Genomic DNA, 15991 nt, shown 5'->3' with positions numbered 1-15991 from the left:
CACTATTCCCTGATAGCTCAGTCGGTAGAGCGACGGACTGTTAATCCGCAGGTCCCTGGTTCGAGTCCAGGTCGGGGAGCCAGAATTCAAAGAGGGGCATCGAGCGATCGATGCCCCTCTTTCGTTTCGGCATCCGGCGGTGTCAGCGCGGGCRCAGAGAGTTGCTGCCTCGGGCATTATTGGCCATCAGCCAATTGGTAATGAATTCAGGGTAGTTGAATCCCTGCTGCGCAATCCACACGCCCGCACCCTGTTCATCCGGTTTATCTTTTGGAATGCAGGTTCCCGTACCTTTCCCCGCCGGCCAGGCATGCCCGACATTCGGGATCGTGACGAAAGAAAGACGCGTTTTGCCGTTTTTTGCCGCGATCCGCATCGTGGCCAGTCCGCCCTGTACGGCCGTTTCGGCACCCAGGTCATCGGTACCATAAATGTTGCGGAACGCGTCCACATTGTCGTGATCCCATTTGTACGGGATCAGCGCCACTTGCCCGGCGTGGTCGCATTCGGCCTGGTCGATCGGCGGTTGAAACAGAAAGCGGTCGTTATGGCTGGGACTGCCCTTGTCCATGTCGCCGACGGCGATGCTGGCGATCTGCGACGCCAGCTGGGCGGCATTGCCCGTGCCGGCGGCAAGCGCCTTGCAGGTATCGGTCGCATTGTCGACGTTATTGCGCAACATCGGGATCGGCGGCAGGCCCGGCGGCAGCTTGATGGGTGGCAGATCGAATGGCCCGTTCGTGGCCAGGATCTGCATGCTGCCCACGGATGGCCCCGCGACCGAGCCGACGCCGGCGAACAGGTCGGGCCGCTTGCACGCGATATCCAGCGCCAGTGCGCCGCCCGCGGACAGGCCGACGATATAGATGTGATTGCGATCGACGTTATTCCCGCTATTCGCATCGGCGAGCGTTTCGGTCATTTGGATGATCTCATCCATGTGATGGTTGCTGTCCTGCGCCTGGTCGTAATTCCAGCATCGCTGGATTTCGTTGCCGAAATGCTGTGTGCCGACGTCGGGAATCGCGAGCAGGATGCCGCGCTTCGTCGCCGCGTCTTCCAGATTGCCGAATTGCCTGAACTGCTCGAACGTCTGGTTGCAGCCGTGTAATACGACCATCAATGCGTGCTTCCCATTGGGCAGGGCGCTGGACGGCATGAAGGTCCAGGTCGGATGGTGCGGGAAGGTGCTATCGAGCCTGTTCCAGCCCGCCGGCACCGACAGGACAGTTGTCGTTTTCGCCAGCAGCCGCGTCTTGTCGGGCGATTTTTCGCAGCCGGTGCCGGCAATCAGCGCAATGCCCGCGGCAAGCGCCAGCCCGAACCGCCAGATGGATATCGGCAGTGATCTCATGATTGAATTCCTCCAAACGAATTGTTCGTCAGGCGCGCGCTCGTCTGCAGGATTGGACACGGCGGGACGGACATAAATTCGGATGGCACGTCATTTTTTATATGCCCCGTTCGCTCATTCGCCAAGGGTTCCTGTTCCGTTTCTTGCCTTTCACATCACGGGATTTTCGAAGCCCCCTGTCGAAAAACGGAATTGAACTCATCCATACGATTGCCAATGATGTGTTCTTTGGTCCGTTGTAGAACTAGTGGAGTGATAGAGAGATGAACAAGACAATCATGTGCCTCGTGGTTGCCCTCGCCGCGGCGCTGACAGGATGCGGTGGCGGTGGCGGTTCCAGCGCCGGCACGGGCGGTACAGGCGGCACAGGCGGCACAAGTGGCACGGGCGGTACCACGGGAACGGGAACGCCGGGCCAACCGGCGGCAGCCAGCGTCAGCGCGGTGAATGCGACCGATGCCGGCTTCCAGGCGGCGGCCAGCCCGCGCCTGAACCAGCAGGTCTATTTCCAGGTCACGGGCAGCAACCTGCCCGCCGGCCTGGCGCTGAACGTGGCTGGCTGTGCCGACATGAGCACGGTATCCACCAGCGCCACCGAGGCGCATTTCAAGTGCACGCCGGTGGGCGTGGCCAGCACCCGGGCCGTCACGGTCATGGACAAGCCAGGCGGTACGACGCTCTCCAGCAGTTCGGTCGCCGTGCAGGCCGCCGCGGTGCCGGCCAGCGACGACGTGCCGTTGCCGATGCCCACCTATGGCTTCAACCTCGGCAATTCGCTGGAGGCGGTCTGGGGTTATTCGGTGCCGACCCAGGCCGTGTTCACGAACGCGGCCAAGGCTGGATTCAACGCCGTGCGCATCCCGTGCGCCTGGATGAAGAACGCCGACGACGCCGGCAACATCGATCCCGCTTACATGGCCAAGGTCAAGCAGGCGGTGGACTGGAGCATCGCGGAAGGGATGTACGTCATGATCAACGTCCACTGGGACGGCGGCTGGTTCGACAACAATATCGGCGACACGGTCGACCCGGTCCTCGACGCGAAATTCCGCAATGCCTGGTCGCAGATCGCGACCGCGTTCGCCGGCTACGACAACCACCTGCTGTTCGCGGCCGCGAACGAGCCGGCCATCTACACGCCCACGAAGATGAAGACGCTGATGTCGTACTACCAGACCTTCGTCAACACGGTGCGCGCCGCCGGCGGCAAAAACCCCAACCGCTGGCTCGTGTTGCCGATCCAGGGGGATGCGTCGTGGATCAGTGCATTGCCGACCGACTCGACGCCGCACCGCCTGATGCTCGAATTCCACAACTACACGCCATCGCTGTTCACGATCATCCATGAGGATCAATCGTGGGGCAAGGCCTTCCATTATTGGGGTGCCGCATACCACAATCCCGGCGACCCGATCCGCAACGCCACGTTCGGCGAGGAGAGCGACACCGACCTGGGATACCAGCAGTTGAAGGAGCAATTCGTCGACAAGGGCATCCCTGTGCTGATCGGTGAATTCCAGGCGGCGACGACGCCGGGCCTGACGGGCGATGCGAAGACCTGGAACAGTGCCTCCGCGCTCTACTGGAACAAGTACGTGGGCGATTCCGCCCGCGCCCACGGCCTGAGCCCGTTCTACTGGAGCACGCCCAACGCGCCGTTCACATATGATGCCGCGGGCACGATCACCAACCAGGATCTGGTCACCGTCCTGACCGGCGGCGCGGCACTGCCGCCGCCGAACGGCGCGCCGTACGCGGTGACGGGCCTTGCCGCGACGGGTAGCGCGGGCAAGGTGACGCTGTCGTGGAATGCCGTCGCCGGCGCCACCAGCTACAGCCTCTACCGCGCGACGAAGTCCGGTTCCGAACCGGCCACGCCGTCGGTTACCGGCATCGCCGGCACGTCGTACACCGATACCGGCCTGAACGACGGCACGACGTATTACTACCGGGTGGTCGCCGTGAACGCGTCCGGGTCGTCCGGTTCCTCGCCCGAAGTGCACGCGGCCACGCCCGGTACCAACCCGGACCCGGTCCAGTTCTCCTTCGAGGCCGATGAACGGATCTGGGTGCCGAACGGCGCGCAGATCAGCGGCGTCGCCACGTCCACCGCCCAGCACTACGCGGGCAAGCAGTCGCTGGCGGTGAGCTTCAACGGCACGTCCGCGGGCACCTCGTCGGTGGAGATGAACTATGCCGTCGTACCGGTCGGCGCGACGATTTCGTTCCACGTCTGGATCCCGGCCGGCAGCAAGATCACGTCGATCGAGCCTTATCTGCAGGACTACAACTGGGCCTGGGTCTCGAACCCGGTCACCAGCTTCACGGCCGGCGCGTGGAACACGGTGACGCTCACGGTGCCGCCGACCGTCGTCACGTCGTTCAACCGGCTCGGCCTGAGATTCACGACCAGTGCCGCGTGGACCGGCACCGTCTACGTCGATTCGATCGACTGGACGGCACCATAAACGGTTGAATGTTCAGCGGCCCGATACCGGTTTCACTTTCGCGGCCGCTTCCAGCGCGCGGGCGCGCGCCGTGTCCACATCGTCCGCCGTCGCCAGCGCCACGCCCATGCGGCGGCGCTGGAACGATTCCGGCTTGCCGAACAGGCGGATGTCGCTGCCCGGCACGCGCAGCGCGTCGGCCACGCCTTCGAACGCGATGCCCGTTTCCTCCAGCTGGCCATAGATCACGGCGGAGGCGCCCGGCGCGCGCAGCGCGGGGTTCACGGGCAGGCCGAGGATGGCCTTGGCGTGCAGCTCGAATTCGCTCTGCACCTGCGTCGCCATCGTCACCATGCCCGTGTCGTGCGGGCGCGGGCTGACTTCCGAGAACCACACCATATCGCCCTTGACGAACAGCTCGACGCCGAATACGCCCTGGCCGCCGAGGTTGGCCGTGACTTTTTCCGCGATCTCCTGCGCGCGCTGCAGGGCCAGCGGCGCCATCGGCTGCGGCTGCCACGATTCGACGTAGTCGCCATGCACCTGCTTGTGGCCGATCGGTTCGCAGAAGCGCGTCTCGATGGCGCCGTCGGCGCCGACGGCGCGCACGGTCAGCAGGGTGATCTCGTAGTCGAAATCGATGAAGCCCTCGACGATCACGCGGCCCGCATCCACGCGCCCGCCGGACGCGGCATAGCGCCACGCGTGCTCGACGTCGCCGGCACCGTCCAGCTTCGACTGGCCCTTGCCCGACGACGACATCACGGGTTTTACCACGCACGGAAAGCCGATCCCGGCGCAGGCGGCCTGCAGCTCCTCCAGGCTCGACGCGAAGCGGTACGGCGACGTGGCCAGGCCCAGTTCCTCGGCGGCGAGGCGGCGGATGCCTTCGCGGTTCATCGTCAGCTGGGCGGCGCGCGCGGTCGGGATGCAGGTGATCTGTCCGGCCGCTTCCAGTTCGGCCAGCTTGCCGGTGGCAATCGCCTCGATTTCGGGCACGACGAGGTCCGGCTGCTCGCGTGCAATCAGCGCGGCCAGCGCCTCGCCATCCGTCATGTCGATCACGTGCGCGCGGTGCGCGACCTGGTGGCCGGGCGCGTTCGGATAGCGGTCGACGGCAATGACTTCGACGCCGAGGCGTTGCAGGGACATGATGACTTCCTTGCCGAGCTCGCCGGAGCCGAGCAGCATGACTTTCGTTGCGGAAGGGGAGAGGGGCGTGCCGAGGGTGCCGAGGTTGCGTTCTGTGGTCATGGATCAGGTAAGGGCGGGTCGGAAAGACTGGCGACTATAGCAAACCGCGCCGCCCCGCGCACGCCGCGGCGATATTTGGCAATCCCCGATTTCCTGCTATAATATTGCCTCAATTCCCTGATAGCTCAGTCGGTAGAGCGACGGACTGTTAATCCGCAGGTCCCTGGTTCGAGTCCAGGTCGGGGAGCCAAAGAATTCGAGGCCTTGCGAGCGATTGCAAGGCCTTTTTCGTTTGGGGATCTGCATGAATGAAATCCTGATGTCGCCAAAGCGCAGAGTTGCCACCCTCCTGGGACTCCTGGCCGTTTTGGCCAGCCTGGGCTGGCATGCACCGGCATGTGCGCGAAGCGACTGTGTCGACTATTTCCTCAACCCGCAGAATCGCTATCCGCATAACACGGCCAAGGCCGCCCCTGCGCCGTTCCCGCTGAAACCAGGCCCGGCACTGGGCGAGGTGACCTACAAACTGCGCGACGATCCGAACACCTACACGCTCGAACAATACCTGACGAAATTCTGCACTACCGGATTTCTCGTCCTGAAAGACGATCGGATCGTCTTCGAGCGCTATCTACAAGGCCGGAAGCCGGGCGACAGCCTGCTGTCCGCCTCGATGTCGAAAACGCTGCTTGCCTTGTTGATGGGGATCGCTGTCAACGAGGGCAAGCTGACGCTCGACGAACACGTCGCGGCCGTGCTGCCCGAATTCAAGGACAGTGCCTTTGCCGACGCCACGATCGAAGACCTGTTGCGCATGTCCTCGGGCGTGGCCATGATCAACTCGTTCGAGCCTGGCGCCGACTCGGATAACCAGGCGATCAATCCGATGATCGCCCCGCGGCAGAATATGCGGGACTACTTGAAAGCAAAGAAGGAGCGGGCCGCGGCACCGGGTACGGCATTCAAATACAACGGCGCGCAAACCGCCTTGCTGGGCCTGATCCTTGCCCGGCGCCTGAACACGAACAACCTGACCGGCTATCTTGAAGAGAAGCTCTGGATTCCAATGGGCGCCGAAGCCAACGGGTATTGGATCAAGAATTATCACGGTGAAGAGGGCGTGCAGGGACAGTTCGTCGCAACGCTTCACGACTACGCACGGCTGGGATATCTCGTCATGAACCGGGGCCGCATGGATGGGAAGGAAATCGTTCCCGCCGACTGGCTGGCGAGGATGGCCGAGCTACGCCGCGACAAACCGCAACCGTCCCATCCGCCCTACTATGGACTCCAGGTCTGGATTCCGCAAGCGGCCGGAGGGCGGTCCATGTTTTGGGGCGTCAACGGCCAGAATATCTTTGTCGATCCCGTGGCGCGCATCGTGATTGTCCATACCGGGAACAGTCCGCGCGCGGAGTTCGACGGAAACCAGCATCTGTTCGCGTTACGGGACGCGATCGTGCGCAGCTTGCGTGCGCCTCATGACTGACCGATCCCCGCTCCCGGCACGCGACGCCGCCCGTATCGCCACCCACGCGGCCGGTGCCGACACGGACGGCTGGCTGCACCCGGTCCAGCAGGCCCTCATCCACAGTCGCGGCTGGTTGCGCATGCTGGCCCCGCGCAGCGTCGGCGGTGACGAGCGCACGCTGCCGGACGTGGTGCGGCTGGAAGAAGCCATCGCCCGCGTGGACGGCAGCGTCGGCTGGACCGTCACCCTGTGTGCCGGCGCCGCCTGGTTCGCGGGCTTTTTGCCGCCGCACCTGGCGCGCGCGATCCTGTCCACGCCGCGCGCCTGCCTGGCGGGCAGCGGCGCCCCGACGGGCTACGCGGACCGCGAAGGCGACGGCTGGCGCATCGCCGGCGAGTGGGACTACGCCAGCGGCGCGCCGATGGCCACGCATTTCACGTTCAACGCCTGGCTGCGCGCGGACGGCCAGCCGTTGCTGGTCGCGGACGGCCAGCCCCGGATGCAGGCCTTCGTCGTGCCGGCGGACATCGTCGCGATCGTGCCGCGCTGGCGCAGCATCGGCCTGCGTGCAACCGCGTCGCACGCCTACCGCATCGAGGGCGCGTGGGTGCACGCGGACCACGGTTTCACGATCGCCCCGGCTTGCGCGCGCGAGCAGGGCCCGCTGTACCGTTTCCCGTTCCTCCCGTTCGCCTTCGTCACGCTGGCCGCCAACGTGGCCGGGATGGCGGCGCACTTCGTCGACCTGGCCCACGACTGCATCGCGCGCCGGCGCAACCGCTTCGGTGGCGGCGAGCCGCTGATCGAGGTGCCGGCCGTGCGCGCCGCGCTGGACGGTGCCCGCGCCCGCCTGGACGACGTGCGTGGCCGTTTCTATGCGCTGCTCGACGCGACCTGGGCCGACGTCGCCGCCGGCGCGGAGGTCGCGGACGGGCAGGCCGCGCAGATGCAGGCGCTGGCGCAGGAATGGGTGGCGGCGTCGCGCCATGCCGTGGACACGCTGTACCCGTACTGCGGGCTCGTCGCGGCCAGCGCTGACAGCGATATCAACCGCGTGTGGCGCGATTTTCATACGGCATCGCAACATGCGTTGCTGATGCCGCAGGGCTGACGCGCGCAACGCTGGTCAAACCGCAACTGAGCCGCTATAATGCGGCCTCAATTCCCTGATAGCTCAGTCGGTAGAGCGACGGACTGTTAATCCGCAGGTCCCTGGTTCGAGTCCAGGTCGGGGAGCCAGAATTCGAAAGGCCGTGTATTGTTCAGCAGTACACGGCCTTTTTGCCGTGCGGTCCAGCGAAGGAGTATGAATGTCCGGATTTCAATGGTATGCGATCGCGCTGGCGGTCACGCTCGCCGGTTGCACGATCAGTTCCACGGTGCCGCTGGCGGCCGGCGGCAAGCCGGGCGCGGACCGCGCCGTGATCGTCTACGGCGTCGGCGTCGAGGGGCAGTGGCCTTATCCGCGCTACGCGGTGCAGCTGGCCGAATACAGCCTCGCGCAGCAAAACATCACCGGCAACTGCTTCCGCTTCAACCGCGTCGACGCGACCGTGTCCGCGGCGGCGTCCGGCATCCATTATTTCGCGTTCGACGTGGCGCCCGGCAGCTATGTGTACAGTCCGATGAACGGCGCGCAACTGAACGGCGACAGCGTCGCGTTCCGCGCGCCCGCGGGACGTGCCGTCTACCTCGGCGATTTCATCTACGGCAAGGACGGACGCGCGACGCGTACGGGCAATCTCGACGTCGAACGTGCCGCGATCCGCCAGGCGCTGCCGGCGCTGCCGGACGGCCTCGTGTCCGCGCAGGCGGTGCCGGTGGCGGCGCCGAAGCCGTTCCTGTGCACGCCCTGAGTTTTCGTAAAGGCAAACGAACAAGGCCATCAAGGGCCGCGCCATGCCATCGCGCAGTGCATGCGACGCGCGACGCGGCCGGTGATATGGCGTGCGGATCGCGCGGGCAGAGAAACGGGGCTCGAAGTCGAACGGGTCAAGCCGAGCGCCTGCTGAACCGTCGCCATCGTCGAGGCGGCGCGTCCATGGCGTAAACACAGGGAAGCGGCCTCAGCAGGCTTTGCGCATCCGGCCTACAATCGATCCTTTGCCGTCAGGATCGAGCATGCAGGCTTCAGTCAATACAACGTCTCTCGAACAGGACGGACACCAGGACGGGCTACCCGCAGGCCCGCGCACCTGGGCCTTTATTGCCATCGCGCTCGGCGTGGGCATGTCGGCACTCGATACCGCCATCGCCAACACCGCGTTGCCCGCGATGGCGCAACAATTGCACGCCACGCCGGCCGATTCGGTGTGGATCGTGAATGCCTACCAGCTGGCCATGGTCGCCACGTTGCTGCCGATCGCGGCGCTGGGCGAAACCATCGGCTACCGCCGCGTCTACGTCGCGGGCATGGCGTTGTTCACGCTGGCCTCGCTCGCATGCGCGCTCGCGTGGTCGCTGCCCGCGCTGATCGTCGCGCGGCTGTTCCAGGGCCTCGGGGCCAGCGCCATCATGGGCGTCAACACGGCGCTGCTGCGTGCCACATACCCGTCCCGCCTGCAAGGACGGGGCTTCGGCAACAACGCGCTCGTCGTCGCCATCGGCTTCGCACTCGGGCCGAGCCTCGCGTCCGTCATCCTCGAGTTTTCCTCATGGGAGTGGCTGTTCGGCATCAACGTCTTGCCGGGCATCGTTGCTTTCTTCTTGGCGCGCAAGGTACTGCCGGAAACCCGCCGCGCCACCCACCGCGTCGACCGCGTCGCCGGCCTGTACAACGTGATCGCATTCGCGCTGGCCGTGCTGGCGCTGGGCGACGCCGCTCACCGCGTGGGCATGCAGACGCTGCTGCCGGAAGCCGTGCTCGCGTTCGTGTTCTTCGGCCTGCTGCTGCGGCGCGAGCGCGGCCATCCGGCGCCGCTGCTGCCCGTGGACCTGTTCCGCCGGCCGCTGTTCGCATTGTCGACGATCACCGCCATCTGCACCTTCGCCGCGCAGGCGCTCGCATTCGTCGCGCTGCCGTTCTTCTTCGAGACCACATTGGGCCGTTCACCCGTCGAGACGGGCTTCCTGATGACGCCGTGGCCCGTGCTCGTCGGCGTGATGGCGCCCGTCGCGGGGCGGCTCAGCGACCGTTATTCGCCGGGGCTGCTGGGTGGCATCGGTTTGCTGATCCTCGCGGCCGGCCTCGTGGCGATGATGGCCCTCCCGGCGGCGCCGACGGCCCTCGACATCGGCTGGCGCATGGCCGTATGCGGCATCGGCTTCGGCTTCTTCCAGGCACCCAACGTGAAGGCGATCATGGGCAGCGCACCGGCTTCCCGCGCGGGCAGCGCCAGCGGCATGGTCGCCACCGCGCGCCTGACGGGCCAGGCGACGGGCGCCGCGCTGGTGGCATTCTGTCTTACCATTTCGCACGTGCGCGGTCCCTGGTTCGCGCTCGGACTGGCCGCTGCGTTCTCGTTCGCGGCCAGCGTGGCCAGCTTTTCGCGCCTCGTCGTCGCGGCGCCGGCCGTGTGACCGGATCAATCAGCTGAAAGAAAGAACATATGACACGACGTTTCAAGATCGCCGCCATCGCCGGCGACGGCATCGGCAAGGAAGTCCTGCCGGAAGGCCTGAAGGTACTGGCGGCCGCGGCCGAGCGCTTCGACCTGCAACTCGAATTCACGCATTTCCCGTGGGCCAGTTGCGACTGGTATATCCAGCACGGCGAGATGATGCCACCCGACTGGAAGGAACAATTGTCCGGGATGGATGCGATCTATTTCGGCGCCGTCGGCTGGCCGGCGCTGGTGCCGGACCACGTCTCGCTGTGGGGTTCGCTGCTCAGGTTCCGGCGTGAATTCGACCAGTACATCAACCTGCGTCCCGTGCGCCTGTTCGAGGGCGTGCCGTGCCCGCTGGCCGGCCGCAAGCCGGGCGACATCGATTTCTTCGTCGTGCGCGAGAATACGGAAGGCGAGTACACGAACCTGGGCGGCGTGATGTTCCCGGGCACCGAGCGCGAGATGGTGATCCAGGAATCCGTGTTCACGCGCCACGGCACCGACCGCGTGCTGCGCTACGCCTTCGAGCTGGCCAACGCGCGCCGCCGCAGGCACCTGACCGTGGCGACGAAATCGAACGGCATCGCCATCAGCATGCCGTGGTGGGACGGCCGCGCGGACGCGATCCACGCCGATTATCCGCAGGTGACGGTCGACAAGCAGCACATCGACATCCTGACCGCGCGCTTCGTGCTGCAGCCCGACCGCTTCGACGTCGTCGTGGCCTCGAACCTGTTCGGTGACATCCTGTCCGACCTCGGCCCGGCGTGCACGGGCACGATCGGCCTGGCACCGTCGGGCAACCTGAACCCGGACCGCGCGTTCCCGTCGCTGTTCGAGCCCGTGCACGGCTCCGCGCCGGACATCGCCGGCAAGGGCATCGCCAACCCCATCGCGATGATCTGGTCGGGCGCGATGATGCTCGCCTTCCTCGCGGCCGGCGCCGACCCCGACCCCCGCTGCGGCGAGGCGCACGACGCGATCCTGGCGGCGATCGAGGCCGTGCTGCGCGACGGTCCGCGCACGGGCGACCTGGGCGGCACGGCGACGACGGTCGAGGTCGGCGACGCCATCGCGGCGCGGGTACGCGGCTGAGGCTGGCTGCTCTTTAAACCGGGGCCGGCGGCCTCGATCTATGTGGTCTATGGCGCGCCGTTCCCGCATTCCCGACATCCCCGATCCGCCGCAGCCACCCCCGCCGGACAGCCCCTGTCCACTGTGCGGCCGGCCGCTCGGCACGGTCAACATCGACCGCCACCACCTGGTCCCGAAATCGCTGAAGGGCAGGGAGCAATTCCCCATCCACAAGATCTGTCATCGCAAGATCCACGCGACCTTTTCCGAACGCGAACTGCTGCGCGCGTATCACACGTGGGAGGCGTTGCGGCAGGATGAGGACATCCGCGCGTTCATCGACTGGGTGGCGAAGAAGCCGCCGGGGTTTTATGCGCGGACGTTTACTGCGAACAAGAAAAGGGGAGGAAGATAACCCGGACCGCATTAAAGGCCGAGCCCGGGGCGGCTCGGCCTTGGGCGACCATCCATTTCTGCCTCCACCAAGATGTTTATCTGAGGGGAGGACGTCCAACGTTCGGGGAAAGTCTACGCGACCTTGTTGGCCGCCAAGTCCCAGCCGCCAACCGTGCTTCCTCCAACTCCGCCGGCGATTTTTTGCTGTGTGTATTTCCACTTGACCTTTKAAAATTTCAGGCCGACGTTTTCGCCCAAAAACGTACCGGATTCGATGGCAGGGTGAATTTCTCCGATCAGTACGTTTTCTAGTTCGATTTCGAAATATTTGATCGGTACACCTTGACCGTCTGCACGCATGAACTCGAACTTGGCCTTCGGTATGGTTTTGCCCATGGCACATGTCTGCATCAGGATCGGTGAGGCCAGGTCCGCAATTTTATTAAAGGTGATTTCTCGCAGTTCCGCACGCTCCGCAGTATGCCCGCCCCCAGTCGATGCTGTTGCGCTTTTTGGTTGAATGATCCCCCAATTCACAGATGTGCACTCGATCCAGTCTTTATGTCGTTCATCCTGCGATTCTCCTTTGATGCCGTCAATTAGTAAATAAACATCAATGGCCATGTCAATCTCCTTTTGATTGTCAAGTGAGCGCTCTATGTTGAAATAATTTTGCTCGATGCACTTAATTTGAATCAAAAATCGTTAGACTCAGCAATTAAATTTGCGCAATTTTTATGCATGCTCTTCTGTATCTGCGCTGAGCAGTCTCAACATCTGGAGCATTATTTCATCATTCAATTGGCTTCTTATGTGATAGATGCTGAAAGGAGGGAGAATGCAGATCAGGTCACAGGAAAGGCATCCAGGCAGACGTCCGGGGGGCGGGAGTGGAGAGATGAGTGGGGTTCGATGGGTTGAACGGTACCGCGGCAGTATGTCTCTCAGAGACCTGAGGGGAACGTTCCGCGACAAGGCCGAAGCCTTTGTTGAGGCTCTCCGTGCATCAGGCGCCACAGTAACGATAGCAGCCACCTTTCGGCCTCCCCAGAGAGCTTATCTTATGCACTGGTCTTGGTTGATCGTCAAGCGAGACCTGGACCCTGCCCAAGTACCCGCAATGGACGGTGTTGACATCAATTGGATGCATGAAGATGCGGCGGGAAATTACTCACGCCCATTATCCGTGGCTGCGGCCCGGGAAATGGTTTATGGATTCAATATTCAGCGTCTGGGTGTCGCGCCAGCGCTGCAATCGCGTCACACTCTCGGTTACGGAATCGACATGAATATCCGCTGGAGCGGTACGCTCACGATTCCTGATGCATGTGGCAATATCATTCAAATTCTAACATCGCCGCGTTCCGGACTTAACTTGCAATTACGTCGAGTTGGAGAAGGCTACGGTGTCATCAAATACAACCGTGCCGGACGCGACGATCCACATTGGTCAGATAATGGAGCATGAATAATGAGAAAGCTGATTTTGGCCGTCTCCTTATTGGTAACGCTGTCGCCTGGGCGGGCCGATGAGCCCTTTCCGCGTGACGTGCAAAACTTCATAGACCGGCGCGAGGGCTGTGATCACATGCGCGGAGAAATACCCGATCCGGGCGACAAGCGACGTATGCGGGAGGTAAATCGGGAAATACAAAAGCTGTGCAAGGGAACGGACAAGGACCTCGCGCAACTGAAAAGAAAGTACGCGAAAAGTCTTGACGTGATGCAGCGTCTGGACGAGTTCGAGCCCGCCATCGAAGCGGCCCAGGTTCCAGCCTCGCCTGGCCGACCGGGACGTCATGCGGGATAGCCAGGACTGGCTTCATCGGTCTGCAGTTCGACGCGGTACTTGCATGCAGGGAAACGGGTGCAGCCACGGAACGCTTGCCCTGTTTTCGTGCCGGTCTTGTAGACATAATCGTCGAGCGCCCCGCCGCAGTCTGGACACCCTGGCTGCTGCGGTTTCGCTGCCGTTTGCGGTTCCCGCCGCGTCCGCAGCGCGCGCACGTGTTTGACGTGGGCCGCGTGCGTGCGCCAGGACGGTTCGAGTCGACTGCCATCGATACGATCGAGAATGYGTGCGACTTCGGCGTCGTCCAGCAGCGTGGCCTGGTGAGCGCGGATGTAAGCCAGGCAGCCACGCAAATGCGTGACGTTCGGCGGCATCGGTGTCTTGAACGTCGATGAACCGACGAACACGACCAGTGAAAACAGGGCCGCGTCGCCGATGTCCGCCAGCTCGGCCAGCGTGCGCACGTGTTTATGGTTCTGGTGCAGCGGGTTCTGGAAGGCACTGCTGCAGTACGGGAACTTCTGAGTCCACATTTTGTCGAGCGGCTTGCCGAAGATCCAGCCTCCGTAGTTTTTCGTTTCGATGACGAAGACGCCGTATCGTGACGCGACGACGTGGTCGATCTGCGTACTGCCATCGGATGTCGGCAACGTCAGGTTACGGCGCAGGTGGTAATGCTCGCGCGGTAATTGCAGGCGCAGAGTAACGTGCAGGATGGCTTCACCGATCCAGCCTTTGACGACGGAGAGTCGTGCCAGCGTCGCCAGCGCGATCAGGGGAATGGCCCACCAATAGGCAAGGGCAAGGCTGCTTGACAAGGACAGTGGATCGAACAATCTGCGCTCCATGAAAAAGCGCATGATACCTCAAAGAAATTGTTTTTGGTATTTTGATATTGAACCCAAGGGGTAGAATATTTCGTAATGCATTGCCTGATCGAGTAAGTTGTTCCGATCTGCGAGATGTCAGAGTGACATCGCTGCCGCGCACGATTGAATCGGGCTCCGCCCACGGTCGGGCTTGGTGTAAAATCAAAGCTTACTATTTTGCAATTCTGGTTCCGTTCTTAATGCCGACCTGTCCGCAGTTGCAATGAACCAAGAAGACACCAGCGCCTGCTCGGTTCTCCTCATCGACGATGAACCCTTTGCCGAGGACATCATTTCCCACGGCATGAAGGGCTGTGCCTCGTTTGCGCTGCGCTATGCGCGCAATCCCGGCATGGCGGTCGAGCTGGCCAAGGAGGTCGGCGCGACGGTCGTGCTCGTCGACCTGCGCATGCCGGAGATCGACGGCTTCGAAGTCACGCGCCGCCTGCGCGCCGACAAGGACACGGAGCACGTGCCCGTCGTCATGCTGTCGTCCGAAGAAGATCCCGAGATCAAGGCGAAAGCCTTCGCCGTCGGCGCCAACGACTACCTCGTCAAATGGCCCGATCCGCGCGAGCTCGTCGCGCGCGTGCGCTACCACAGCGATGCGTGCATCGCGCGGCGCCAGCGCGATGCTGCGTTCGTGTCGCTCCGGCTCAGCCAGGAGCAACTGGCCGCCAGCCAGTCGGCGCTGCACCAGGCGCAAAAGATGGAAGCGATCGGCCAGCTGACGGGCGGCGTCGCGCACGACTTCAACAACGTCCTGCAGATCATCGGCGGCAACCTGCAGCTCCTGAAGCTGGTGGGCAATTTGAACGAGGCCGGCAAGGCGCGCGTCGACATGGCGCTGGCCGGCGTCGAACGCGGCGCCAAGCTGTCGTCGCACCTGCTCGCGTTCGCGCGCCGCCAGCCGCTGCAGGCCGTCGTGATCAATCCGGGCCACCTGCTGCGCGAGATGGACGACATGATGCGCCGCGTGCTCGGTCCGCGGGCGCGCGTCGTCACCGAGATCGCGGCCGGCCTGGGCAGCACCCTCGTCGATCCCAGCCAGCTCAACAACGTGCTGCTGAACCTGGCGATCAATGCGCGCGATGCGATGGCCGGCAGCGGCACGCTGACGATCCGCGCCGCCAACGTCGGGCCCGACGGCCTGCTGCCGCCCGAAGTCGCGCCCGGCCATTATGTGCTGATCGAAGTGGTCGACACGGGCAAGGGCATGCCGCCCGAAGTCCTGGAACGTGCGTTCGAGCCGTTCTTCACGACCAAGCCGACGGGGCAGGGGACCGGGCTCGGCTTGTCGATGGCCTATGGTTTCGTCAAGCAGTCCGGCGGCGAGATCATCCTGCGCAGCGAGCCGGGCAAGGGCACCAGCGTGCGCATCTACCTGCCGCGCAGCGAGGCGGAGCCCGTGTACGCGGACCAGGTGTCGGCGGGGCCGCTGCTGGGCGGCATCGAGACCATCCTCGTCGTCGAAGACGAGGAAGACGTACGCGGCACGACATGCGGCATCCTGTCCGCGCTGGGCTACAAGGTACTGGAAGCGCCGGATGYGGCGACGGCCGTCGAGATCGTGGAGAGCGGCCGGCACATCGACCTCGTGTTCACGGACGTGATCATGCCGGGGCCGGTGAGCAGCCTGCAGCTGGGCGACGTCGTGCGGGCGCGGCTGCCGCAGGCGCAGATCCTGTACACGTCGGGGTATGCGGAGGGCGTGCTGGCCCACGAAGGGAAGCTGGAGGCGTCCGTGCACCTGTTGCAGAAGCCGTACCACCCGGATGCGCTCAGCGCGCGGATCCGGCATCTGCTGCGGCGGCGGCAGATCGTATCCGCCGTAATGTCGTCGTAA

At 63.9% G+C, this 15991-nt stretch carries 14 protein-coding genes and 3 tRNA genes; 13 read left to right on the top strand and 4 right to left on the bottom strand.

Annotated elements, in window-relative coordinates; genetic code table 11:
- The first annotated feature begins 6 nt into the window (after window positions 1–6).
- Window positions 7–82 (top strand) — tRNA-Asn (locus AC1DYX_RS08735).
- A gap of 60 nt (window positions 83–142) precedes the next feature.
- Here the strand turns inward: AC1DYX_RS08735 and AC1DYX_RS08730 are convergent.
- Window positions 143–1354, bottom strand: a complete 1212-nt coding sequence (locus tag AC1DYX_RS08730; RefSeq protein ID WP_477258327.1) for a CE1 family esterase — start codon at window positions 1352–1354, stop codon at window positions 143–145.
- 263 nt (window positions 1355–1617) lie between these two features.
- Between AC1DYX_RS08730 and AC1DYX_RS08725 the strand changes: the two genes are divergently transcribed.
- Window positions 1618–3822 (top strand): glycoside hydrolase family 5 protein, encoded by a 2205-nt coding sequence (locus AC1DYX_RS08725; protein ID WP_477258325.1) that lies wholly within the window; start codon window positions 1618–1620, stop codon window positions 3820–3822.
- A 12-nt stretch (window positions 3823–3834) separates the two neighbouring features.
- On the opposite strand, the gene purT is transcribed toward AC1DYX_RS08725, so the two are convergent.
- Window positions 3835–5055 (bottom strand): formate-dependent phosphoribosylglycinamide formyltransferase, encoded by a 1221-nt coding sequence (purT, locus tag AC1DYX_RS08720; protein ID WP_477258323.1) that lies wholly within the window; start codon window positions 5053–5055, stop codon window positions 3835–3837.
- 114 nt (window positions 5056–5169) lie between these two features.
- Here purT and AC1DYX_RS08715 point away from each other — a divergent pair.
- From AC1DYX_RS08715 to AC1DYX_RS08680, 8 genes are all read left to right on the top strand, one after another.
- Window positions 5170–5245, top strand: a tRNA-Asn gene (locus AC1DYX_RS08715).
- Between the two features lie 54 nt (window positions 5246–5299).
- Entirely contained in the window at window positions 5300–6484 is a 1185-nt protein-coding gene (locus tag AC1DYX_RS08710) for a serine hydrolase domain-containing protein (protein ID WP_477258321.1), read from the top strand.
- On the top strand, window positions 6477–7577 hold the full coding sequence (locus AC1DYX_RS08705; RefSeq protein ID WP_477258319.1) for an acyl-CoA dehydrogenase family protein: 1101 nt from the start codon (window positions 6477–6479) through the stop codon (window positions 7575–7577). Before AC1DYX_RS08710 ends, AC1DYX_RS08705 begins: the two co-directional genes overlap by 8 nt.
- A gap of 52 nt (window positions 7578–7629) precedes the next feature.
- Window positions 7630–7705: transfer RNA gene (locus tag AC1DYX_RS08700), tRNA-Asn, on the top strand.
- 71 nt (window positions 7706–7776) lie between these two features.
- The gene (locus AC1DYX_RS08695) at window positions 7777–8322 is read left to right on the top strand and encodes a hypothetical protein (RefSeq protein WP_477258317.1); all 546 of its coding nucleotides are present in this window, start codon (window positions 7777–7779) and stop codon (window positions 8320–8322) included.
- 265 nt (window positions 8323–8587) lie between these two features.
- The gene (locus tag AC1DYX_RS08690; protein WP_477258315.1) at window positions 8588–9985 is read left to right on the top strand and encodes an MFS transporter; all 1398 of its coding nucleotides are present in this window, start codon (window positions 8588–8590) and stop codon (window positions 9983–9985) included.
- Window positions 9986–10014: 29 nt separating this feature from the next.
- Window positions 10015–11109, top strand: coding sequence for a tartrate dehydrogenase (locus AC1DYX_RS08685; protein ID WP_477258312.1), 1095 nt, complete (start codon window positions 10015–10017; stop codon window positions 11107–11109).
- Window positions 11110–11158: 49 nt separating this feature from the next.
- The gene (locus tag AC1DYX_RS08680) at window positions 11159–11503 is read left to right on the top strand and encodes a hypothetical protein (RefSeq protein WP_477258310.1); all 345 of its coding nucleotides are present in this window, start codon (window positions 11159–11161) and stop codon (window positions 11501–11503) included.
- A gap of 113 nt (window positions 11504–11616) precedes the next feature.
- Here the strand turns inward: AC1DYX_RS08680 and AC1DYX_RS08675 are convergent, their stop codons facing one another.
- On the bottom strand, window positions 11617–12108 hold the full coding sequence (locus AC1DYX_RS08675; RefSeq protein WP_477258308.1) for an Hcp family type VI secretion system effector: 492 nt from the start codon (window positions 12106–12108) through the stop codon (window positions 11617–11619).
- A 496-nt stretch (window positions 12109–12604) separates the two neighbouring features.
- On the opposite strand from AC1DYX_RS08675, the gene AC1DYX_RS08670 reads away from it, so the two are divergent.
- Both AC1DYX_RS08670 and AC1DYX_RS08665 read left to right on the top strand, forming a co-directional pair.
- Entirely contained in the window at window positions 12605–12952 is a 348-nt protein-coding gene (locus AC1DYX_RS08670) for a hypothetical protein (RefSeq protein ID WP_477258306.1), read from the top strand.
- 3 nt (window positions 12953–12955) lie between these two features.
- On the top strand, window positions 12956–13294 hold the full coding sequence (locus tag AC1DYX_RS08665) for a hypothetical protein (RefSeq protein ID WP_477258304.1): 339 nt from the start codon (window positions 12956–12958) through the stop codon (window positions 13292–13294).
- Here AC1DYX_RS08665 and AC1DYX_RS08660 read toward each other — a convergent pair.
- Entirely contained in the window at window positions 13282–14136 is an 855-nt protein-coding gene (locus AC1DYX_RS08660; protein ID WP_477258302.1) for a nuclease-related domain-containing protein, read from the bottom strand. The genes AC1DYX_RS08665 and AC1DYX_RS08660 overlap by 13 nt on opposite strands.
- Window positions 14137–14368: 232 nt before the next feature.
- On the opposite strand from AC1DYX_RS08660, the gene AC1DYX_RS08655 reads away from it, so the two are divergent.
- Window positions 14369–15991: a response regulator gene (locus AC1DYX_RS08655; RefSeq protein WP_477258300.1), complete on the top strand. Its 1623-nt coding sequence runs from the start codon at window positions 14369–14371 to the stop codon at window positions 15989–15991.

The organism is Massilia sp. P2_C2, assembly GCF_056404615.1.
The sequence above is the reverse complement of the archived record's forward strand: the minus strand, read 5'-3'. Positions and strand labels throughout refer to the sequence as shown.